Below are 22080 nucleotides of genomic sequence, written 5' to 3'. Positions count from 1 at the left end.
CGGTCCGTGGCCGCCCCCACCGTGAGGGATGTCACTTCAGGAAGTCGGGGACGTCCAGTTCCTCTTCCTGCTCCTCGAAGATCACCGGCCGGCGCCGGGCGGGGTCGGTGGCCCTGGCCGAGATCGGCGTCGGCTGCGAGGGCTCGGGGGCCGGGCGCGGGATCGACAGCGGGGGGGAGTGCGGCTCCTCCGCGCGCTGCGGCTCGGCGTGCTCCGCCGGGGGCTGCGCCTGCTGGACCGGGTAGATCTGCTGCGGCTGGGGCTCCGCCTGCGCGGGCGGCGGGCCGGAGACCGGCCGCACCGGCGGGGGCGGCGCGTGCTCCACCCTGGGCTCGGGGCGGGGCTCGGCCTTGACCGTGGGCGCCAGCGGGCGGACCGGGGGGGCCGCCGAGGGCGGCTGGGCCGGGCGCGAGACGGGCTGCGGGCGGGCGGCCGGCTGCGCGAGCGGCTTGGGCTCGGGAGCGGGCTCGTCGAACCCGGCCGCGATCACGGTGACGCGCACCTCGTCGCCGAGGGCGTCGTCGATGACCGTACCGAAGATGATGTTGGCGTCCGGCGCGGCGGCGGTGGAGACCAGCTGAGCCGCCTCGTTGATCTCGAACAGGCCGAGGTCGGAGCCGCCGGCGATCGACAGCAGCACGCCGTGCGCGCCGTCGATGCTGGCCTCCAGCAGCGGGCTGGAGACGGCCATCTCGGCTGCCGCGACCGAGCGGTCGTCGCCACGGGCGTGGCCGATGCCCATCAGGGCCGAGCCCGCCCCGGACATGACCGACTTCACGTCGGCGAAGTCGAGGTTGATCAGGCCGGGCGTGGTGATCAGGTCGGTGATGCCCTGGACACCGGAGAGCAGCACCTGGTCGGCCGCCTTGAAGGCGTCCAGCACGCTCACCTGCCGGTCGGAGATCGACAGCAGCCGGTCGTTCGGGATCACGATGAGGGTGTCGACCTCCTCGCGGAGGGTCTCGATGCCGGCGTCGGCCTGCATCGCCCTGCGCCGGCCCTCGAAGCTGAAGGGCCGGGTCACCACACCGATGGTGAGCGCGCCCAGCGTGCGGGCGATGTTGGCCACCACCGGGGCGCCGCCGGTGCCCGTGCCGCCGCCCTCACCGGCCGTGACGAAAACCATGTCGGCCCCCTTGAGGACCTCCTCGATCTCCTCGCGGTGGTCCTCGGCCGCCTTGCGCCCGACTTCGGGATTGGCTCCCGCGCCGAGGCCGCGGGTGAGCTCGCGCCCGACGTCGAGCTTGACGTCGGCGTCACTCATCAGCAGCGCCTGGGCGTCGGTATTGATGGCGATGAACTCGACGCCCTTGAGTCCCTCCTCGATCATCCGGTTGACGGCGTTGACTCCGCCTCCGCCGATTCCTACAACCTTGATGACCGCGAGGTAGTTCTGCGGTGCTGCCACGACGAGGGGCCTTTCCGCTCGTTGACTTGCAATTTCATGCGACACGGGGCCGTGCCGTCGTTTCCAAAACCCTCACCCTCAAGTTGAGATTTAGCTTTATGTCAACCTGAGGAGTGATACGGACAGTAGGAGTTGCGCTCCTGGCGGGTCAACTAACCGCGCCGCAGCGCGTCCAGCGTGTCGCGGGCCGCCCTTTTCCGGGAACCTTCCGGGAACGCCCGCCATCCGATGAGATCACCTGACCGTCACGACGTCAGGCGAACTGACGTCATAGGTGTCGGCCGGACGCTTGAGCAGCGTAACAAGGATCCGCGCCTTGTCGGCGGGACGGTCGCCGCCGCCCCACACGATCGCGCGGCCGTCCTTGAGGCGCAGCGAGACCGTCTCCGCCGACGGCGCGAGCACCTCCGCGACCTTGCGGGCGAGATTGGCCGGCAGCGCGGTGATGACGCCGAGCGCCGCCGTGGTCGCCGGATCGGCGGGTCCCGGCCGCGACACCCGCAGCACGGGCAGCGCCGGGGGCGCGACGTCCCTGAGCTCGGTGACCATCCCGTGGCGGTCCATCAGCGCGGAGCGCTCGCCGACCGGCACCACCGCCACCGGCTCGCGCTCGACGACCTCGACGCGCAGGGTGCCCGGCCAGGCGCGGCTGACCGTCACCGACTCGACCTGCGGGATCCTGCCGACCCTGCCCTCGACCTCGGCGACGTCGACGGTGGCCAGGGGCATGTCCGCGGCCACCGCCGCCGCCCGCCGTATCTGCTCCGCGGACAGGCCCGCGTTGCCGACCACCTGGATGTCGCGCACCCCGAGCACCGGGGAGAAGAACACCAGCCACGCGGCGATGCCCACCACCCCCACGGTGAGCAGGGCCAGGAAGGCCGACCGCCACACCCCGTTCATCACCACTCCCCCTCCGGCGACCCGCGCCCGCCGACGTGGGTCACCGCGCGGCCAGCTCCGCCACGATCCTGGGGCCCAGCTCCGTCACGTCGCCCGCACCCATGGTCAGGACGATGTCGCCGGGCCTGGCCCGGCCCGCCACCAGGGCCGGGACGCTGTCGCGGTGGGGGGCGTAGGCCACCCGCTCCGCGGGCAGCGGCACCTTGCCCGCCACCAGCGCCCCCGACACGCCGGGCTCGGGGTCCTCGCGGGCCCCGTAGACGTCCAGGACGACCGCCTCGTCGGCCAGGCCGAGCGCGGCGCCGAACTCGTCGGCGAAGAAGCGCGTGCGCGAGTACAGGTGCGGCTGGAAGACCGCGATGACCCTGCCGTCGCCGGAGAAGGAGGCCACCACGTCCCGCGCCGCGCGCAGGTCGGCGGCGAGCTCGGTCGGGTGGTGGGCGTAGCTGTCGAAGACCGCCACCCCGCCCGCCTCCCCCTTGGCCTCGAAGCGTCGCTTGGCGCCGGTGAAGGCCGCCAGGCCGTCGCGGATCTCGTCGAAGGAGACGCCCAGCTCCTCCGCCACGGCGATGGCGGAGGCGGCGTTGAGCGCGTTGTGACGGCCCGGCACCGCGAGCCTCACCTCCCCGCGCCCGGCGATCGTGAACGTGATGCCCAGGCCCTCGGGAACGATCCCGCCCACCCGCAGGTCGGCGTCCTCCGCCTCGCCGTACGTGATCACCTTCAGCCCGCGGGCGCGGGCGATCGGGATCAGCGCGGCCGAGCCGGGGTCGTCGGCGCAGACCACCATGGTGGAGCCGACGCGCTCGACGAACCGGGCGAAGCTGTCGTGGACCGCGCGTGGGTCGCCGTAGTTGTCCAGGTGGTCGGGCTCGACGTTGGTCACCACGGCGATGTCGGGGGCGAGCATCAGGAAGGAGCCGTCGCTCTCGTCGGCCTCGGCGACGAACACCCCGCCCGAGCCCTCGTCGGCGCCCAGGCCCGTCGTCACCAGCTGCCCGCCCACGCAGTAGGAGGGGTCGGTGCCGCACTTCTGCAGCGCCACGGTGAGCATCGAGGTCGTGGTGGTCTTGCCGTGGGTGCCGGCCAGCGCGACGCCGGTCTTGCCCGCCATGACGGAGGCGAGCGCCGCGGCCCTGGGGATGACCCGCAGGCCCTGGCGCAGCGCCTCGCCCAGCTCGGGGTTGGAGTCGCGGATCGCGGTGGAGACCACCACGGTGTCGACGTGCTTGACGTGCGAGGCGGCGTGGCCGATGTGGACCCTGGCCCCCAGGTCGCGCAGCTCCGTCACCATGTCCGACCCTCGCGCGTCGCTGCCGGAGACCGGCACGCCCCGCTTGAGCAGGATGCGCGCGATCCCGGACATCCCGGAACCGCCGATCCCGATGAAGTGCACCCGTCCCAGGTCGCCGGCCGCGACCGGATCCACCAGCTTGACCAGGCTCATCGGCCGCCCGCCCCTCCTCGTTCGCCGCGCGGGAGCGTCCGCTCCGCGTCGGGCCGTCGTCCGTCTCCGGCGGCCCCGCGCCCGTCGCGCGAGATCCCCTCCGTGCTCATTCAGCCCCTCCCCCGCGCCGCGATCTGCAGCACCCTGCGTGCCAGCGTCACGTCGGCGTCCTTCCTGCCCATCCTGGAGGCCGCCTCGGACATGGTGACCACGCGCTCGGGGTCGGACAGGATGGGCAGCACGTTGCGGACGATCCACTCCGCCGACAGCTCCGCGTCGTCGATCATCAGACCGCCGCCGCCCTGCACGATCGGGGTGGCGTTGAGCCGCTGCTCGCCGTTGCCGTGCGGCAGCGGGATGTACGCGGCCGGCAGCCCCACGGCCGTCAGCTCGGCGCAGGTCATCGCGCCGCCGCGGCACAGGGCGAAGTCGGCCGCCGCGTAGGCCAGGTCCATCCGGTCGACGTACTGCAGCACGACGTACTGCGGGTCGCCCGGCGGCGGCTCCTCCTCCAGGGTGTTCTTCGGGCCGATGACGTGCAGCACCTGCACCCCGGCCGCGCGCAGCGCGGGGGCGGCGGCCAGGGCCGCCCGGTTGAGCGAGCGGGCCCCCTGGGAGCCGCCGGTGACCAGCAGCGTGGGCAGGTCGGCCTCCAGGCCGAACCAGGACCGGGCCTTGTCGCCCATCGACAGCCGGTCGAGGTTGACGATCTCCCTGCGCAGCGGGATCCCGACGTGCTCGGCGCGGCTCAGCGGGGTGTCGGGATGGCCGGTGAACACGTGCTCGGTGAGGCGCGCGCCCAGCCGGTTGGCCAGGCCGGGGCGCGGGTTGGCCTCGTGCACCACGATCGGCACGTTGCGCCGCCGCGCCGCGAGGTAGGCGGGCGTCGCCACGTAGCCGCCGAAGCCGACCAGGACGTCGGCCCTGACGTGGTCCATGATGCCGGCGGCCGCGTTGATGGCGCCCGCCAGGCGGCCGGGCACGCTCAGCAGCTGGGGCGTCAGGGACCGGGGCAGCGGCACCGCGGGCACCAGTTGCAGGTCGTACCCCCGGGCGGGCACCAGCCTGGTCTCCAGGCCGCGCTCGGTGCCGAGGCAGGTGATCCCGATGTTGGGGTCGAGTTGGCGCAACGCGTCGGCCAGGGCCAGCGCCGGTTCGATATGACCGGCCGTCCCGCCACCGGCGAGGACCACCCTCATGTCGGTCCTTTCGCTTATCGTCTTCCGCGGCCCGGCCGTCGTTTCCTGGCCGGACCACCCAGGCCAAGCCAGCTTAGGCCCCGCGCCACCGGTCCGGGGCCATGGGCCGCGAGAGCCTCGCGGGCGCCGGGCTCGTGCTTGGCGAACGACAGGAGCATGCCGAGGGCGGCGAGGGTGGGCAGCAGGGCCGATCCGCCGTAGGAGACCAGCGGCAACGGGATGCCGGTGATGGGCAGCACGCCGATGACCGCGCCGATGTTGACGATCGCCTGGCCCACGATCCAGGCGATCGCGGCGGCGGAGGCGAGCCTGATGAACGGGTCCTTGACCCGGGTGGCCACCCGCAGCCCCGCGTAGCCCAGCAGCCCGAACAGGGCCACCACGACGAGCGTGCCCATCAGGCCGAGCTCCTCGCCGAGGATGGAGAAGATGAAGTCGCTCTCCGAGTGGGGGATCCAGCTCCACTTCTGCCTGCTGGAGCCCAGGCCCAGCCCGAACCAGCCGCCGCTGCCGATGGCGATCTGTCCCTGCACGGCCTGGTAGCCGGCGTTCTGGGCGTTGCCCCAGGGGTCCAGCCACCCGGTGATCCGGTCCGCGCGGTATCCCTCGGTGCTGATCATGACGATGGTCGCGAGCACCGCCACCGCGAGGATCCCGCCGAACAGTTTCAGCGGCGCCCCCACCACCCACAGCAGCGCCAGGAAGATCAGCATCAGCACCAGCGTGGTGCCGAGGTCTCGTCCCAGCATGACCATGACGGCCAGGATCGCGGTGCCCGGCATCAGCGGGATGAACAGGCTGCGCCACTCGATCATGCCGTTGCGCGCCTTGCGGGCCAGCAGGTCGGCGCCCCAGAGCATCAGCCCGAGCTTGGCGGGCTCGGACGGCTGCAGGTGGATGGGGCCGAGGTCGATCCAGCGCTGGGCGCCGAGCTGGGAGACGCCGACGAACAGCACCAGCACCAGCCCGAGGATCGACAGCGCCATCAGCGGCAGGCCGGCGAGCCTGAAGAACCGCGGCGGCAGCTGCGCGCAGATCCACATCAGCGGCAGGCCTAGCGCCGCCGAGATCGACTGCTTGAAGAACCAGTAGAAGGGATCGCCCGTCTTCTGCAGCGCCTCGATGCTGGAGGCCGACAGCACCATCATCAGGCCGAGGGTGAGCAGCAGCGCGCTGCACCCCAGGATCAGGTAGTACGAGGTCAGCGGCCGGTTCAGCAGCTCGCGGAAGGCGAGCAGGTGCTCGCGGAACCCGTCGGGCCGCGCGGGCGCCCCCTTGGGAGCGGGCGCGCCCTTGAGGACGGGCGCGCCCTCCTGGGTCGTCGCGCTCACGCCGCTCCCCCGTCGTGCCCCTCGGCGAGACGGTGCACGGCCCGGGCGAACGCCTCCCCTCGGGCGGGGTAACCGGCGAACATGTCCAGAGAGGCGCCGGCCGGGGCCAGCAGCACGGTGTCTCCGGGGGCGGCGAGCCTGGCGGCTTCGGTGACGACACGGTCCATGACCCCAGTGTCTTGCCCCGCGACCTCCACCACCGGAACATTCCCGGCGTGTCGCGCCAGAGCCTCGCGAATTCGCTCGCGGTCGGCGCCCAGGAGCACCGCGCCGCGCAGGCGGGGCGCGGCGCGGCGGACCAGCTCGCCGACGTCGGCGCCCTTGAGCTGCCCTCCGGCGACCCAGACGATCGACGGGTAGGCGGCCAGCGAGGCGGCGGCGGCGTGCGGGTTGGTGGCCTTGGAGTCGTCCACGTAGTCGACCTCGGCGACCCTGGCCACGTGCGCGATCCGGTGGGGGTCGGGCACGAAGTCCAGCAATCCCTGGCGCACGGCGGCCGCGGGCACCCCGTAGGCCCTGGCCAGGGCCGCGGCGGCGAGCGCGTTGGAGACGTTGTGCGGGGCGAACGGGCGGACGTCGGCGAGCGAGGCGAGCTCCTCGGCGTTGCTCTCCGGTTCGGCCACGAACGCCCGGTCCACCAGCAGGTCCTCGACCACGCCCAGCTGGCCGGGCCGGGGCACCTTGAGGGTGAAGCCCACGCTGCGCACCACGCCGGTGCTCCCGTACGGCGCGGCCAGGCGGGCCGCCCACTCGTCGTCGGCGTTGTGCACGACCGTCCCCGCCCTGGCGAAGATGTCCCCCTTGACGCGGGCGTACTCCTCCATGGAGCCGTGCCAGTCGAGGTGGTCGGGCGCCACGTTGAGCACCGCGGCGGCGTACGGGGCGATGCCGGGCGCGCGGTGCAGCTGGAAGCTGGACAGCTCCACCGCCAGCACGTCCGAGGGCCCGGTGACGGCCTCCACCACCGGGGTGCCGACGTTGCCGACGGCGAGCGCCCGGTGGCCCGCGGCCAGCAGCATCGAGGTGAGCATGCGCACCGCGGTGGTCTTGCCGTTGGTGCCGGTCAGCGCCAGCCAGGGGGCGGCGCCCCCGGGGCGCAGCCGCCAGGCCAGCTCGACCTCGCCGATCACCTCGATCCCGGCCGCCGCCGCGGCGGCGAGCAGCGGGTGGTGCGGCGGCCAGCCGGTGGTGACGATCAGGGAGGTGCCCGCGGGGGGTTCGGCGGGCTCGCCGAAGCGGACCTCGACGCCGAGCGCGGCCAGCTCGGCGGCGACCGCCCTGGCCCGCTCGCCGTCGCGGCCCTCCAGGACGACGACCCTCTCGCCGCGCCCGGCCATCGTGCGGGCGACGGCGACGCCCGAGACCCCCAGCCCCGCGACGCAGATCACGTGCCCTCCCCGGCCGCGCCCGGCCGCCCCGTCGACCCGTCGTTCACAGCCTGGGCATCCATTCCACGTAGAAGATCCCCAGCCCGCCGGCGGCGCACAGGGCGGCGATCAGCCAGAAGCGGACCACGATGGTCGTCTCGGCCCAGCCCTTCAGCTCGAAGTGGTGCTGGAGCGGGGCCATCCTGAAGACCCGTTTGCCGGTCAGCTTGAAGGACCCGACCTGGATGATCACCGACATGGTGATCAGCACGCACATCCCGGCGAGGATGATCAGCAGGAGCTGGGTCCTGGTGGTGATGGCGAGGCCGGCGAGCACGCCACCCAGGGCGAGCGAGCCGGTGTCACCCATGAAGATCTTCGCGGGCGGGGCGTTCCACCACAGGAACCCGACCAGCGCGCCGAGCACCGCGGCGGCGACCACGGCCAGGTCCAGCGGGTCGCGGACCCAGTAGCAGTTGGGCCCGAGCTGGGTGGTGCAGCTGTTGCGCAGCTGCCAGTTGCCGATCAGCACGTACGAGGCCAGCACCACGCCGGTGGCGCCGCTGGCCAGGCCGTCGAGGCCGTCGGTGAGGTTCACCGCGTTGGAGAACCCGACGATCATGATCAGCACCCAGATCGTGAACCCGATGAGGCCGATGGAGGGGCCGAAGTCCCGCAGGAACGACAGGCGCGTCTCGGCCGGGGTGATCAGGTAGGCGTTGGGGAAGCGGGTCACCAGGACCGCGAAGACCGCGCCGACGATGAGCTGGCCCAGCGCCTTGGCACCGCTGCGCAGGCCGAGGCTGCGCTGCTTGTAGATCTTGATGAAGTCGTCGAGGAAGCCGACCGCGCCCAGTCCCGTCATCAGGAACAGCACGAGGACGGCGGAGACCGTGGGGGGCGTGAAGCTGTACAGGTGGGCGCAGGCGAAGCCGACCAGCGCGGCGATCACGATCACGGTGCCGCCCATGGTGGGGGTGCCGCGCTTGTCGTGGTGGCCGGAGGGGCCCTCCTCCCGGATGCTCTGCCCGTAGCCGCGCCGGGAGAACAGGCGGATCGCCAGCGGCGTGCCCAGCATGGACAGCAGCAGGCTCACCGCGGCCGCGACGAGGATCTCCCTCATCGGCGGTCACCCCCGAGCAGCGCCGCGGCCACGTGTTCGAGGCCCGCGGCGCGCGGTCCCTTGACCAGCACGACGTCGCCGGGCGCCAGCAGCGCCGACAGCTCCGCGCTCGCCTGGGCCGCGTCGGCGGCGTGCGAGACCCGGGTGGCGGCCGGACCCGCGCCGCCGGTCTCGGGGGCCTCTCCGAACGCCGCGACGGGCGAGAGGCGGCCGGGCGGCTCGCCCGGCGGTCCGTGGAGCGCCGCCCCGTGCGAGACGGGGACAGCGGGGACAGCGGCCCCCACGGCGGCCCTGGCCCCGGCCAGGACCGGGTCCGCGTCGGGGCCGACGACGAACAGGCCCGCGAGGCCCGCTTCCCCGGCCAGGCGTCCCAGCCCCTCGTTGAGCGCGACGCTCTCGTCACCCAGCTCGCGCAGGGCGGCGACGACCGCGAAGCGGCGGCGGTCGCCCGCGAGCGCGTCCAGGGCGCCGAAGGCGGCCCGCATGGAGTCGGGGTTGGCGTTGTAGGCGTCGTTGATCACGGTCACGCCGTCCGCGCGGTCGGTGACCTCCATCCGCCAGCGGCTGCGCGGCTCGGCCTCCGACAGCTCCTCGGCGATGGTGGCGACCGGCAGGCCGAGCTCGTAGGCGGCCGCGGCGGCGGCGAGCGCGTTCTCCACCGCGTGCTCGCCGTACAGGCGCAGGGCCACCGGGGCGGCGCCCGAGGGGGTGCGCAGCGTGAAGGAGGCGCGTCCGCGCTCGTCGACGGTCACGTTCTCGGCCCGCACGGTCACGCCCTCGCTCCGGCCGTACCAGGTGACGCGGGCGCCGGTGCGCCCCGCCATCGCGGCCACCAGCGGGTCGTCGGCGTTGAGCACGGCCACGCCGTCGGCGGGCAGCGCCTCGACCAGCTCGCCCTTGGCCCTGGCGATCTCCTCCTTGCCGCCGAAGACGCCCAGGTGGGCGGTGCCGACGTTGAGGACCACGCCGATCCTCGGCGGGGCGACGCGGGTCAGGTGGGTGATGTGGCCCGCGCTCCTCGCGCCGAGCTCCAGCACCAGGTAGCGGGTGTCCTCGCCGGCCCTCAGCACGGTCAGCGGGTGGCCGATCTCGTTGTTGAACGAGCCGGCCGTGGCGACCGTCGGGCCGATCCTGGCGGTGAGCCTGGCCAGCAGGTCCTTGGTGGTGGTCTTGCCCGCGGAGCCTGTGAGGCCGATGACCGTGGTCGCCGGCAGGGCCGCGCAGACCGCGGTGGCCAGGACCGTCATCGCGGCCACGGTGTCGCCGACGATGACGGCGGGGGCGTCGACCGGCCGGGAGGCCAGCACGGCGACCGCCCCGGCCGCGACGGCCTGGGCGGCGAAGTCGTGCCCGTCGACCCGGTCACCCTTGATCGCGACGAAGAGCGACCCCGGTTCGACGGCGCGGGAGTCGGTGACGACCGGGCCGCGCACCACCGCGCGTGGGTCGGCCATGCCCGCGAGGGCGCCCGAGGTGATCTCGGCGATCCTGGCCAGCGGCAACGGGATCATGATGCGTCTTCCCTACTCTCCATACGTGCTTCGGCGCCCGGTGCGGTCCCTGCGCCTGACGATCGCGTCGGCCACGACCTGCCTGTCGTCGAAGGGAAGCACCCGGTCGCCGACGTACTGACCCTGCTCGTGGCCCTTGCCGGCCACGACGACGACGTCACCGGGACCAGCCTGGCCGATGGCCAGGTCGATGGCCGCGGCGCGGTCCGGCTCAATGATCACATGCGCGCGCCCGTCCTGGGACACGCCGAGAACTCCGTCCATCATCTCCGCGAGGATCCGCAGGGGGTCCTCGGAGCGGGGGTTGTCGCTGGTGAGAATAGCCACATCTGCCAGTCTTGCGGCGGCTTCTCCCATCATTGGGCGTTTACCACGGTCACGGTCACCTCCGCAGCCGAGCACGATGACGAGCCTGCCCTCGGTGATCTCGCGCAGCGAGCGCAGGACCGACTCGACCGCGCCGGGCTTGTGCGAGTAGTCGACGATGGCCTGGAAGTCCTCGCCGCCGGGGACCCGCTCCATCCGGCCGGGAACCCCCGCCAGCGTACCGACGCCCGCCACCGCGGCCCGCAGCGGCACACCCGCCTCCACCAGCGCGACGATCGCGCCCAGGGCGTTGGCCACGTTGAAGGGGCCGGGCAGCGCGACCGACGCGGCCTCCTCGACGCCCCCGGGGCCCACGACCGTGAAGGTGCTGCCCTCGGGGCCCAGGCGCACGTCCACGGCCCGCCAGTCGGCCTCGATGGCGCCCTCGGCGGAGAAGGTGGTCATCGGGATCTTCGCGAAGCCCCTGAGCTCGCGCCCGTGGGCGTCGTCGATGTTGACGACCCCCACGCGGCTCATCTCGGGCGTGAACAGCCGGGCCTTCGTCGCGAAGTAGTCGTCGAGGTCGCGGTGGAAGTCGAGGTGGTCCTGGGACAGGTTGGTGAACAGCGCCACGTCGTAGAACACCCCGTCGACCCGGCCGAGCGCCAGTGCGTGGCTGGAGACCTCCATGGCGGCGGCGGTGACGCCCCGCTCGCGCATCAGGGCGAACAGGCCCTGCAGGTCGCTGGCCTCCGGCGTGGTGAGCTTCGGCGTGAAGCGCAGGTCACCGACGTGGATCTCCACGCCCCCGACGAGCCCGGGACTGTGCCCCGCGGCCCGCAGCCCGGCCTCCAGCATGAAGGAGACGGTGGACTTGCCGCTGGTGCCGGTGACCCCGACGACCATCACGTCCGCCACCGGGTTGCCGTACACCCAGGCGGAGACCTGCCCCAGCAGGGCGCGCGGATCGGGCACGACGAGGACCGGCAGGCCGGTCGCGACCGCGGCCCGCCTGCCCGCCTCGTCGGTCAGGATCGCGCTGGCACCCGCGGCGAGGGCCTGGGCGGAGAAGTCGGCCCCGTGGGCCGTGGCCCCCGGCAGCGCGACGTAGAGATCTCCCCGGCACACCTGGCGCGAGTCGATGGTGATTCCGGACACCGCGGCCAGCGGGGCTCGCGAGGTGCCCGAGGGCGCGCCGATCAGGCTCGCCAGCCCCGAGAGCGGACGGGGCGAACTGGTTGAGGGTCGCATTGACGACGGGGGATGCACGGCGAGAGCGTACCTTCACTCGTCACTCTCCGGCGCGTATCCGCACCGGGGAGGGCCTGGTTCCGGTCGGCGGGATCTTCCCGCTCTTCAACGCGAACGTCATCACCTTCTTGAAGACCGGAGCGGCGATCTCCCCACCGTAGTGGCCCTCCTGGGGGTCCTGGAGGACCGCCAGGACGACCAGCCGCGGCTTGTCCGCGGGGGCGAAACCAACAAATGTCGCGGTGTATCCGCAATAGCCCTGACATCTGGTGTCGTAGCGCATCGCGGTCCCCGTCTTGCCCGCCACCCGGTAGCCGTCGATCGCGGCGAGGCTGCCGGTGCCCTCCTCGCTCACCGCGGCCTCCAGCATGGTGGCCACCTCGCGCGCCGTACGCTCGCCGATCACCCGGGTCTGCCTGCCCGGCGGGGACGGCGTGAACGCGCCGTTCTCCCCGGTGGTGCCGGCCACGACCTGCGGGGTGACGCGCACCCCGCCGTTGGCGATGGTCTGGTAGACGCTGGCCGTCTGCAGCGCCGTCACCGAGACCCCCTGGCCGTACGCGATCGTGCAGCGCTGGCTGCCCGACCAGTTCTTCCAGTCGGGCAGGAGCCCGGCCTCCTCCCCCGGCAGCCCGGTGCCGGGCTTCGTGCCGAACCCGAAGCGCTGGAGCATCGAGTGGAGCTTCTCGTCGCCGATCTTCTGGGTGGCGAGGATCGTGCCCACGTTGCTGGAGGTCGCCACGATGCCCGAGAAGGTCAGGCGCTCGGTGGGGTGCGGGTGGGAGTCCTTCAGCACCCGGTCGGCGCACCTGATCTCGTCGTCGACCGTGAACACGGTCTCCGGCCGCACGGCTCCCGACTCCAGGGCCGCCGCGGCGGTGATGACCTTGTTGGTGCTGCCCGGCTCGAACACGTCGGTGACCGACCGGTTGACCCGCTCGGTGTCGGGGGCCCTCATCCAGTTCTTCAGGTCGAGCTCGGGCGCGTTGGCCATCGCGACCACCCGGCCGGTCCGCACGTCCATCACGATGGCGCTGCCGGTGCGCGCCCCGGTCGCCTCGACCTGCTCGCCGATCGCCTTCTGCGCGGCCCACTGGACGTCGCGGTCGATGGTGAGCCGCACGTCCCTGCCCTCGATGGGCGCCCGGACGGTGCTGCGGGTCATCGGGATGCGCTGCCCCGTGGCGCCCGTCTCGATGATCTGCTCGCCGTCGCGGCCCGCGAGCAGCTTGTCGTAGGTGCTCTCCAGCCCGGCCAGCCCGGTGCCGTCGGTGCCGACGAACCCCAGCAGGGTCCCCGCCAGGTCGCCGCCCGGGTAGTCGCGCCGGTAGCGGTGCTTGCTGCCGACGCCCTTGAGGTCGTACGCCATGATCCGCTGGGCGAGCGCCGGGTCGACGGCCGAGGCGAGCTGCTGGTAGTGGCTGGTGCTCTGGGCCAGCTTGGCGGCGATCGGCTCCTTGGGGGTGCCCAGCTCCCTGGCCAGGATCGTGGCCACCCGGTCGCGCTGGGAGGCGGAGACCTCTGCGGGGTCCACGAAGATCTCGCGGGCCTCCAGGGTCAGCGCGAGCTCGTGGCCGTTGACGTCGGTGATCGCCCCCCGCCTGGCGGGCAGCTTCTCGCCCTGCACGCGCTGCTTGGCCGCCTCCGCCGTGTAGACCTTCGAGTCGAGGCCCTGGAGCTGGATGAGCCGCCCCGCGAAGATGGACAGCACGAAGGTCATCGCCATCAGGCCGATGCCGATGCGCCTGCGGGGGTTGCCCAGGCGCAGCACCGCGGACGGGCGCGCCGGAGGCCGCGGCGGCCTGCCACCACCACCACCGTTGCCACCGCCGCGCGTCACCGTGCGGGTGTGCTCGTGATCACCGGGCCGGTCGCCGCCGCGCCTCGGCACGGACCGCACCCAGCCCAGCGGGTCCGGCGGTCCCTCCGGCCGCGGGGGCCGCACCGGCCCGCGCGGGGCCTCGGGGCCCGGCGGCCTGCCGGGCCGGGGGGCGGAGGTCCTGCCCGGCGTCTCGGGGCGGGCGGGCCTGCCGGAGGCCCCGGAGGCCCCGGAGGCACTGGGAGGGCCGGAGGCACCGCTCCTGCCGTCAGGGCGCCCCGGCCTGCCCGGTCCGTCGGAGCCGGGCGTCCGCGCGCCGGGACCGGGCCTGCCCGCGGGACCCGGCCTGCCCGGGGCGCCGGACCTGCCGGACGGGCCCGCGGCCGGCGGCCTCGCCGGTTTGTCGTATTTGTCAGATCTGTCGGACCTGCTGGACCCTCCCGGTGCCGAGGGCCTCCCGGACGATCCCGCCCTGCCCGAACCGCCGGAGCCGGACGACCGGCCGGAACCGCCCTGGACGGGTGGCCTCGCGGCCGGACCCGGCCTGCCGGTCCCCTTGCCGGGACCGTCGGCGGGAGACGGGCGTCCGCCCTGCCCCCTGGCGGGAGAGCCTCCCCTGCCGGAGGCGGCGGACGGCCTGCCCGAAGAGCCCTGCCCCTCGGGGGAGTTCGCGCGGCCGGAGCCGGACGGCCTGCCCGGAGCACCGGACCTGCCGGGCCCGTCGGCCTTGCGCGCCGCGCCCGAGGAACCCGCGCGGCCGGAACCGCCGGAGGAACCCGAACCGGCCGGCCTGCCGGGCGAACCGGGGGCGCCGGAGGCCGGGGACCTGCGCGGGGAGGCGGGCCCCTGGGGGACGCCGGGCACGCCGGGGGCACCGGTGTCCCCGGACGCTCCCGGCCTGCCCGGTCTGCCCTGCCTGCCGGGGACGTCCGGGGAGGCGTCGGGCCCGGCCGTACGGCCGGGGCCGCCGGGAGCGCGGCGGCCCGAACCTCCGGCCGGCCCCCCGGTGGAACCGGCGCGGCCCTGTCCGGGGCCCTGGCCGCCGGTCCGGTCGCCGCTCTCCCTCACTGGCCCGTGCCCGGCACTCGTTCCTGCCCCGCGGGCGTCCGGGCGTCGCCGGCGACCCCGACGGAGGGCCTGTCGGGGTCGATGACGTGCATGTCGTCCCAGTCGGCCCCCAGCCCCTGGAGCGCGTTCCTCCTCGCGACCTCCTCGGGCATCTCCTGGCGCATGATGGCGCTCTCCTTGCTCTCCTTCTGGATGCGCAGGTCGTTGATCTCGTTGCGCAGCCCGTTCGCCCTGAAGGAGTCCTTGGCGAGCACGGCGTTCAGCAGCAGCAGGCTGACCAGGCCGCCGCAGAGCAGGCCGACCACGAGCAGCAGGAAGGGAGCCCTCGGCGGCCGGGAGCGACGGGGTGCGGCAGGTGTCTTGACCTGCGCGGCCGGAGCGGCCGCGGGCGCGGGCCTGGCCGGCCTGGCCCCGTATCCCTGCGGCACCGCGCGGGGGACGCGCACAGGGCGCGCGCCGCGGCTGGCCGCGGCGCGTCGGGTGTCTGTCTCACTCCTCGTCAACTGCCTCACGGATCCTCTCTGCCGCCCGACACCGGGCGGAGGCCGCCCGCGGGTTGCGGGCCACCTCCTCTTCGCTCGGAAGCTCGGCTCCCCTTGTCAGGAGCGCGAACCGCGGCTGGTGAGCCGGCAGCGGGACGGGGAGTCCGGCGGGGCCGGTGTCCCTGGTCCGCGCGGTGATGACCTGCTTCGTCAGCCGGTCCTCGAGGGAGTGGTACGCGAGCACGACGACGCGCCCGCCCAGCGTCAATGCGTCGAGCGCGGCCGGGAGCGCGCGTTCCAGTGCTGTCAACTCCGCGTTCACCTCGATCCGCAACGCCTGAAAAGTCCTTTTGGCGGGGTTGCCCCCGGTCCTGCGGGTAGCGGCCGGGATCGCCGTCCTGACGATCTCCGCAAGCCGCTTGGTAGACGTTATGGCCTCTCTGGCCCTTTCCTTGATGATTAAGTGCGCGACACGCGGGGCGAATCGTTCTTCTCCGTAATCCCGCAGGATCCGGATCAGCTCGGCGGCCGGGTAGGTGTTGACCACGACCTCGGCCGTCAGCTCCTCGTCGCGGTCCATCCGCATGTCCAGCGGCGCGTCGTAGGAGTAGGCGAAACCGCGCTCGGCCTCGTCCAGCTGCGGGGAGGAGACGCCCAGGTCGAACAGCGCGGCGTCGACGCGCGGGCGGCCCGCCTCGGCCAGCACCTCGGGAAGCTCGTCGGAGACCGCGCGGACCAGCGTGATCCGGTCGGCGTACGGGGCGAGCCTGGCGGTGGAGCGTTCGATGGCGGTGGGGTCGCGGTCGATCCCGATCAGGTGGAGCGAGGGATGCGCGGCGAGCAGCGCCTCGGCGTGGCCGCCGAGGCCGAGGTTGGCGTCGACGAGGACGGGAGCGGGGCGGGCCAGCGCCGGAGCGAGCAACTCCAGCACCCGGTCGAGCATGACGGGGACGTGACCCCCGGTCGTCTGGAGATCATGGTCGTGGTTCTCGGCGCGCATGAAGCGCAACCCCCCTCTTTCCCGCCCCGTCCCGTGGACGCGCGGCGGACGCTCACCGGTGTCTTGAAAACTGGCCCCCACCCCCGGGGCCGTCCGGCCAGGTCCCCATCCGCACCCGCGTGTCCGCCCGTCACCTGACACCGGGGAAGGTGCATCAGCTGACGGGCAGGTGGTTGCGGGTGGAGACCTCGCCGAACGACGTTTTACCGATGAGTCGACCGTGGAGTCACAGAATCCCTGGCAGCACCTCCTCCGACAGATCGGCGAAAGCCTGCTCTTGGTCGGCCAGATAGGCGCTCCAGGCGTCAGCGGCCCAGATCTCCAGCCGGGTGTTGGCCCCGATGACCACGCAGTCGCGGCGCAGGCTGGCGTACTCGCGCAGAGCCTGTGGCACGGTGATCCGGCCCTGCTTGTCGGCGACCTCGTCGGAGGCACTGGCGAAGAGGACGCGGCTGTAGTCGCGGACCGCCTTGGCGGTGACCGGCGCGGTGCGCAGAGCCTCGGTTATGCGCTGGAACTCCTCTACGGGAAAGACGTAGAGGCAGCGCTCCTGGCCTTTGGTGATCACCAGACCCTCCGCCAGCTCCTCGCGGTACTTCGCCGGCAGGAACAGCCGTCCCTTGTCATCGAGACGCGGGTGGTGGGTGCCGAGGAACACCGGCCTCACCTCCCGTGCCCAGCGGAGCGCCAGGCGTCGCAGCCCTGCCCTCCACTGCGCACCACCATACTCCACTTCTCTCCACCGTCAACTGATTCCGTGCCTCTTCACGACGGGTTTCGGCGCCATTTCCCCAGTTCAAATGGGGTGGTGCGGAGTGGAGAGGGTAAGCGGCCCCTCGTACGCCACGGGCGTGTCGGGAAGGCCGCCCGAATAGTCAGAAGATCATGAAATAAACCGGAGGGCGGTGAAGAATGGGGGAAGGCGAGGATCCCCGGGCCCGTCACGGGATCGGCACCTCATCCGTACCGCACCGCGACCGTCGTGGCCGCACTATGGCTGTTTACCCGGAATCAGCCCTGATGACCGCATAAAGTCGCCGAGGGAACGCACGGCGCCGTAGTGTCGGTAAGCAGAATGAGTTACGGGATCGCAAAGATTCCGCAACGGCAACCCCCCGGCGCGCAACCGCCGCACCCTCATGGAGGCCTGGTGGCAGTAACCCATGACGTCTCACCGCAGCTCGATGATCTCGTCGTCACCGCGCACCGGATCCGCCAGTCGATCGAATCGGTGATCGAGGGCAAGAGCGACGTCGTCCGCCTGACCTTGACCGTACTCCTCGCCGAGGGGCACCTCCTCATCGAGGACGTGCCAGGAGTGGGCAAGACCATGCTCGCCAAGGCGTTGGCGCGATCCATCGACTGCCCGGTGCGCCGCGTGCAGTTCACCCCCGACCTGCTGCCGAGCGACATCACGGGGGTGAGCGCCTACAACCAGCAGACCAGGGAGTTCGAGTTCAAGCCCGGCCCGGTCTTCGCCAACATCGTGGTGGGCGACGAGATCAACCGCGCGTCGCCGAAGACCCAGTCGGCGCTGCTGGAGTGCATGGAGGAGCACCAGGTCACCGTCGACGGCGCGACCTACCGGCTGGACTCCCCCTTCATGGTGATCGCGACGCAGAACCCGATCGAGATGGAGGGCACCTACCCCCTTCCCGAGGCGCAGCGCGACCGGTTCACCGCCCGGATCGCGATGGGTTACCCAGCCCCCTCCGCGGAGCTGGAGATGCTCGACGTGCACGGTGCCGCCTCCCCGCTGGACAAGCTGGAGCCGGTGGCCACCACCGAGGAGGTGAAGGCGCTGATCGAGGCGGTGCGCGGGGTCTACGTCTCCCAGCCGATCAAGAAGTACGCGATCGACCTGGTGACCGCCACCCGCCAGTCCCCCGACCTGCGCCTGGGCGCCTCCCCCCGGTCGACCCTGCAGCTGGTCAGGGCCGCGCGGGCGCACGCCGCGCTCGCGGGCCGCGACTACGTCATCCCCGACGACCTGCAGGAGTTGTGCGTCCCCGTCCTGGCCCACCGGCTGCTGCCCAGCATCGAGGCCCAGGGGCAGCGCCGCCCGCCCGAGCAGGTGATCGCCGACCTGGTCCGCCGGGTGCCCGTGCCCGAGGCCCAGGCCCGGTGACCTCCGGCCTCAAGGCGCTCACCGCCCGCGGCCGGTCCTTTCTGGCGTCCGGCGTCGCGGCGCTGCTGTGCGCCTTCATCCTCGGCGAGCACGACCTGGTCAGGATCGGCGTGCTGATCATCTCGCTGCCGCTGCTGGCGGCGATGGTGGTCGCCCGCACCCGTTACCGGCTGAGCTGCGCCCGGCGCCTGGACCCGCCCAGGGCCGAGGTGGGCAGCGAGGCCACCGTGACGCTGCGACTGGAGAACGTCACCCGGCTGCCGACCGGCCTGCTGATGATCGAGGACACCGTTCCCTACGCGCTCGGCGCCCGGCCCAGGTTCGTCCTGGACCGGGTGGAGGCGCAGGGCATCCGGGAGATCGACTACCGGGTCCGTTCCGACCTGCGCGGGCGTTTCACCATCGGGCCGCTCTCCATCCGGATCAGCGATCCCTTCGGCCTGGTCGAGCTGACCAGGTCGTTCACCATCAGCGACACGCTGATGGTGACGCCCCAGGTGGTGGCCCTGCCCCACGTCCGCCTGGCCGGCGAGTGGACGGGCGGGGGCGACAGCCGCACGAGGAGCGTGGCGGCGGCCGGGGACGACGACGTCGCGCCGCGCGAGTACCGGCAGGGCGACGACCTGCGGCGGGTGCACTGGCGCTCGACCGCCAGGCACGGCGAGCTGATGGTGCGGCGCGAGGAGCAGCAGTGGCAGAGCAGGGGGGCGCTGCTGCTGGACACCCGCCGCTACGCCCACCGGGGCGAGGGTCCGCGCTCGTCGTTCGAGGCGGCGGTCTCGGCCGCGGCCTCCATCGGCGTGCACCTCGCCCACGAGGGCCTCGGCCTGCGCCTGGTGACCGACCAGGGGGCCGAGCACCTCACCGACACCGGGCTGAGCCTGTCGCTGCTGGACACCCTGGCCGTCGTACGGGCCAGCACGGCGCGGTCGCTGGAGTACGGCGTCGGCGCGCTGCGGCAGGGCGGCGGCGACGGCCTGATCGTGGCCGTGCTCGGCAAGATGGACCTCGACCAGGCCCAGGAGCTGTCCAGGGCCAGGCACGGCAACGTGACCGGCGTGGCCGTGATGCTGGACGTGGAGGGATGGGAGCATCCCGAGCTGGGCGAGGACGAGGAGTTCCAGGCGGCGCGGTCGGTGCTCACCGGGACGGGCTGGCGCGTCGTGCGGCTGCCCGCCGGCGCCTCCGTCGCGAGCGTGTGGCAGGACGTCGCGCAACGCGGACGATTCGCGACGAGCAGGGGTGGCTCATGAGACTTTCCATCGCGTCGGGCGTGGCCACCGGAGCGGTCGCGATCGCGCTCTACCCGCTCTTCCAGGGCGGCGACTGGTTCTGGTCGAGCGTGGGCGTCATCCTGGTCGTGACCGGGATCGGCGTGCTGGCCGGCCGCTACGCGCTGCCCGGCTGGCTGGCGCCGCCCGCGCAGGTGCTGGGCGTGTGGATCTACCTGACGGCGGTGTTCGCCGGGGACGAGGCGTGGGGGAAGGTCGTCCCCACCTGGGACTCGATCGCCAGGCTCGACAGGCTGCTGACGACCGGCTTCGCCGACATCCAGCGGTTCGCCGCCCCGGTGCCCGACAGCACCGGCATCGTCCTGCTCACCTGCGGCGGCGTCGGCCTGATCGCCGTCCTGGTGGACGTGCTGGCGGCGCGGCTGCGCAGGGCGGCCCTCACCGGGCTGCCGCTGCTGGCGCTGTTCACGGTCCCGGCGGCGGTGGTCGCCGAGCCGATCAGCTGGCCGGCGTTCATCATCGGGGCCCTGGGCTACCTGGGGATCCTCGTCGCCGACGGGCGGGAGCGGGTCAGCCACTGGGGCCGCGCGGTGCTGGTGCGCCGCACCTCGTCGTTCACCGTCACCCGGCCCACGCCCTCCGACAGCGGGGCGCTGCGGCTCTCCGGCAGGCGCATCGGCTTCACCGCGATCGCGCTCGCCGTCCTGCTGCCCGCGCTGCTGCCCACCATGGAGCCCAACCCGCTGTTCGGCTTCGGCGTGGGCAACGGCAGGGGCGGCGGCAACTCGATCAGCATCCCGAACCCCATGGTCAACCTGCGCGGCCAGCTGTCGCTGCCGGAGAACTCCACCGTCCTGACCTACCAGGCCGGCGACCGCACGGCCCGTTACCTGAGGATGTACTCGCTCGACATCTTCGACGGCGAGCAGTGGACGATGTCGGAGCCCAGGGGCCGCCCCGAGGACCGGACCTCCGACGCGCCGATGCCCCCGCCCCCTGGCCAGGGCACGGGCGTGCCGGTCACCCCCACGACCCTCAGCGTCACGGTGAGCGACCAGGTCAGGAGGCTGAGCTTCCTCCCCCTGCCCTACCCGGTGTCCAAGGTCACGGTGGCGGGCGACTGGCGGCCCGACCGCGACACGCTCATGGTCTTCTCCACGCGGAACACCGCGGGGGGCCTGACGTACCAGGCCGTCACCGCCGAGCCCGAACCCACCGCGGACCGGCTCAAGGCGGCGGCCCCGCCCGCGACGGCGATCAGGGAACGCTACCTGACGCTGCCGGAGAACCTGCCCGACGAGATCAGGCAGCTCGCCCTCCAGGAGACCGAGCGGGGTTCCAGCCCGTACGAGCAGGCGATCCAGCTGCAGGAGTTCTTCACCGAGACCGGCGGGTTCACCTACAGCCTGGCCACCCAGGGGCACGACGGCCCGGCGCTGACGGACTTCCTGATCCGCAACAGGACCGGCTACTGCGAGCAGTTCGCCGCCTCCATGGCGGTGCTGGCGCGCGTCCTGGGCATCCCCTCCCGGGTCGCCATCGGCTACACCGGGGGCAGCGTCACCTCAGGCGGGTGGCAGGTGCGCACCCACGACTCGCACGCCTGGCCCGAGCTGTACTTCGAGGGCACCGGGTGGCTCCGCTTCGAGCCCACCCCGGCGGGCGGGGCGGGCCAGGGCAGCGCGACGATACCGTCCTACACCCGCCCCGAGGTGACACCGGACACCCCCGACGAGCCGAGCACCGCGCCGTCGTCGGGCCCGGCCGCCTCCGACTCTCCGACCGGGGCGGCGAACGACCGCCGCGAGGAGATGCTCGACCGGGAGTTCGGCGGCGTGCTGACCCCGGTGGACGAGGGGATGCCGCTGGCGGCGAAGATCGGGATCGGGGTCGCGATCGCGCTGCTGGTCGTGCTGATCCCCGCGATGATCCGCTGGCAGCTGCGGCTCCGCCGCGACAGGGCCTACTCGCGGGCCGGAGACCCGGCGAGGCCCCGTTCCGGGCGGGCCGTGGACCCGGCGGGCGGGGGGCGGGCCGCCCCGGATTCCGGCGCCGCCACCTCCCCCTCGGAGGTCAGGGTGATCCGCTGGGAGCCCGCCGTGACGGCCGCGTGGGCCGAGCTCGACGACGCCCTGTGCGACTACGGGATGGCCCGGCAGGCGAGCGAGAGCCCGCGCGCGTTGTCGAGGCGGCTGGCCGAGCAGTACGTGTTCGAGCCCGAGGCCGCCGCCGCGCTGGCGAGGATCGCCGCCGCGGTGGAGCGGATGCTCTACGCCAGGACCCCGGGCGAGATCGGCACCCTGCGCGAGGACATGCGGAGCGTGCGGCGGGCGCTGGCGGCCACCGTGACCCGCGGCAGGCGGATCAGGGCGGTGCTGCTGCCGCCCTCCACGCTCCTGCGGATGCGGGCGCTGGGCGGGCGGGTGCTGGACGGCTTCGACCGTCTGGAGAACATCCGGCTGCGCGGGCTGGCCAGGAAGGGCGCCTAGCCCCTCCGGCCCCCGG

At 73.2% G+C, this 22080-nt stretch carries 16 protein-coding genes; 3 read left to right on the top strand and 13 right to left on the bottom strand.

Annotated features, from left to right (window positions below):
- Positions 1–31: 31 nt before the first annotated feature.
- From ftsZ to mraZ, 13 genes are all read right to left on the bottom strand, one after another.
- Positions 32–1408, bottom strand: a complete 1377-nt coding sequence (ftsZ, locus tag ACFYWM_RS00710; protein WP_389906926.1) for a cell division protein FtsZ — start codon at positions 1406–1408, stop codon at positions 32–34.
- A 234-nt stretch (positions 1409–1642) separates the two neighbouring features.
- Positions 1643–2311: a cell division protein FtsQ/DivIB gene (locus ACFYWM_RS00705; protein ID WP_389906924.1), complete on the bottom strand. Its 669-nt coding sequence runs from the start codon at positions 2309–2311 to the stop codon at positions 1643–1645.
- Positions 2312–2351: 40 nt separating this feature from the next.
- Positions 2352–3758 carry a UDP-N-acetylmuramate--L-alanine ligase gene (gene murC, locus ACFYWM_RS00700; protein WP_389906922.1) on the bottom strand — a complete coding sequence of 469 codons (1407 nt, stop codon included), beginning with the start codon at positions 3756–3758 and terminating at the stop codon, positions 2352–2354.
- 110 nt (positions 3759–3868) lie between these two features.
- Positions 3869–4957: an undecaprenyldiphospho-muramoylpentapeptide beta-N-acetylglucosaminyltransferase gene (gene murG, locus ACFYWM_RS00695; protein ID WP_389906920.1), complete on the bottom strand. Its 1089-nt coding sequence runs from the start codon at positions 4955–4957 to the stop codon at positions 3869–3871.
- 14 nt (positions 4958–4971) lie between these two features.
- Entirely contained in the window at positions 4972–6288 is a 1317-nt protein-coding gene (gene ftsW, locus ACFYWM_RS00690; protein WP_389906918.1) for a putative lipid II flippase FtsW, read from the bottom strand.
- The gene (murD, locus tag ACFYWM_RS00685) at positions 6285–7625 is read right to left on the bottom strand and encodes a UDP-N-acetylmuramoyl-L-alanine--D-glutamate ligase (RefSeq protein ID WP_389907510.1); all 1341 of its coding nucleotides are present in this window, start codon (positions 7623–7625) and stop codon (positions 6285–6287) included. Before murD ends, ftsW begins: the two co-directional genes overlap by 4 nt.
- 94 nt (positions 7626–7719) lie before the next feature.
- A complete protein-coding gene (gene mraY, locus ACFYWM_RS00680) occupies positions 7720–8778 on the bottom strand; it encodes a phospho-N-acetylmuramoyl-pentapeptide-transferase (RefSeq protein ID WP_389906916.1) in 1059 nt (352 codons plus the stop codon).
- The gene (gene murF / locus ACFYWM_RS00675; RefSeq protein ID WP_389906914.1) at positions 8775–10289 is read right to left on the bottom strand and encodes a UDP-N-acetylmuramoyl-tripeptide--D-alanyl-D-alanine ligase; all 1515 of its coding nucleotides are present in this window, start codon (positions 10287–10289) and stop codon (positions 8775–8777) included. Before murF ends, mraY begins: the two co-directional genes overlap by 4 nt.
- A gap of 12 nt (positions 10290–10301) precedes the next feature.
- The gene (locus ACFYWM_RS00670; protein WP_389906912.1) at positions 10302–11846 is read right to left on the bottom strand and encodes a UDP-N-acetylmuramoyl-L-alanyl-D-glutamate--2,6-diaminopimelate ligase; all 1545 of its coding nucleotides are present in this window, start codon (positions 11844–11846) and stop codon (positions 10302–10304) included.
- A gap of 40 nt (positions 11847–11886) precedes the next feature.
- The gene (locus ACFYWM_RS00665; RefSeq protein WP_389906910.1) at positions 11887–14733 is read right to left on the bottom strand and encodes a penicillin-binding transpeptidase domain-containing protein; all 2847 of its coding nucleotides are present in this window, start codon (positions 14731–14733) and stop codon (positions 11887–11889) included.
- Positions 14730–15179: a hypothetical protein gene (locus ACFYWM_RS00660; protein WP_389906908.1), complete on the bottom strand. Its 450-nt coding sequence runs from the start codon at positions 15177–15179 to the stop codon at positions 14730–14732. Before ACFYWM_RS00660 ends, ACFYWM_RS00665 begins: the two co-directional genes overlap by 4 nt.
- Positions 15180–15222: 43 nt before the next feature.
- The gene (gene rsmH, locus ACFYWM_RS00655) at positions 15223–16215 is read right to left on the bottom strand and encodes a 16S rRNA (cytosine(1402)-N(4))-methyltransferase RsmH (RefSeq protein ID WP_389906906.1); all 993 of its coding nucleotides are present in this window, start codon (positions 16213–16215) and stop codon (positions 15223–15225) included.
- 226 nt (positions 16216–16441) lie between these two features.
- Positions 16442–16873, bottom strand: a complete 432-nt coding sequence (gene mraZ, locus ACFYWM_RS00650; RefSeq protein ID WP_344747384.1) for a division/cell wall cluster transcriptional repressor MraZ — start codon at positions 16871–16873, stop codon at positions 16442–16444.
- 492 nt (positions 16874–17365) lie between these two features.
- Here mraZ and ACFYWM_RS00645 point away from each other — a divergent pair, with 492 nt between their 5' ends.
- From ACFYWM_RS00645 to ACFYWM_RS00635, 3 genes are read left to right on the top strand one after another with little or no spacing between them, the layout of a single operon-like run.
- Positions 17366–18343 carry a MoxR family ATPase gene (locus ACFYWM_RS00645; RefSeq protein WP_344747382.1) on the top strand — a complete coding sequence of 326 codons (978 nt, stop codon included), beginning with the start codon at positions 17366–17368 and terminating at the stop codon, positions 18341–18343.
- Positions 18340–19596: a DUF58 domain-containing protein gene (locus ACFYWM_RS00640; protein WP_389906903.1), complete on the top strand. Its 1257-nt coding sequence runs from the start codon at positions 18340–18342 to the stop codon at positions 19594–19596. The genes ACFYWM_RS00645 and ACFYWM_RS00640 overlap by 4 nt, the downstream gene beginning before the upstream one ends.
- Complete coding sequence (locus ACFYWM_RS00635) at positions 19593–22064, top strand: transglutaminaseTgpA domain-containing protein (RefSeq protein WP_389906901.1); 2472 nt, start codon at positions 19593–19595, stop codon at positions 22062–22064. The genes ACFYWM_RS00640 and ACFYWM_RS00635 overlap by 4 nt, the downstream gene beginning before the upstream one ends.
- The last annotated feature ends 16 nt before the right edge of the window (positions 22065–22080 follow it).

Origin of the sequence: Streptosporangium sp. NPDC002721 (genome assembly GCF_042888905.1) — a bacterium.
GTDB lineage: Bacteria > Actinomycetota > Actinomycetes > Streptosporangiales > Streptosporangiaceae > Streptosporangium.
This window is presented reverse-complemented; position numbering and strand designations above follow the sequence as displayed.

Coding starts and splice junctions, on each gene's coding strand:
- murD (WP_389907510.1), bottom strand. CDS start 7,625: ATGGCCGGGCGCGGCGAGAGGGTCGTCGTCCTGGAGGGCCGCGACGGC.
- murF (WP_389906914.1), bottom strand. CDS start 10,289: ATGATCCCGTTGCCGCTGGCCAGGATCGCCGAGATCACCTCGGGCGCC.
- mraY (WP_389906916.1), bottom strand. CDS start 8,778: ATGAGGGAGATCCTCGTCGCGGCCGCGGTGAGCCTGCTGCTGTCCATG.
- rsmH (WP_389906906.1), bottom strand. CDS start 16,215: ATGCGCGCCGAGAACCACGACCATGATCTCCAGACGACCGGGGGTCAC.
- murC (WP_389906922.1), bottom strand. CDS start 3,758: ATGAGCCTGGTCAAGCTGGTGGATCCGGTCGCGGCCGGCGACCTGGGA.
- ACFYWM_RS00670 (WP_389906912.1), bottom strand. CDS start 11,846: ATGCGACCCTCAACCAGTTCGCCCCGTCCGCTCTCGGGGCTGGCGAGC.
- ACFYWM_RS00705 (WP_389906924.1), bottom strand. CDS start 2,311: ATGAACGGGGTGTGGCGGTCGGCCTTCCTGGCCCTGCTCACCGTGGGG.
- murG (WP_389906920.1), bottom strand. CDS start 4,957: ATGAGGGTGGTCCTCGCCGGTGGCGGGACGGCCGGTCATATCGAACCG.
- ACFYWM_RS00635 (WP_389906901.1), top strand. CDS start 19,593: ATGAGACTTTCCATCGCGTCGGGCGTGGCCACCGGAGCGGTCGCGATC.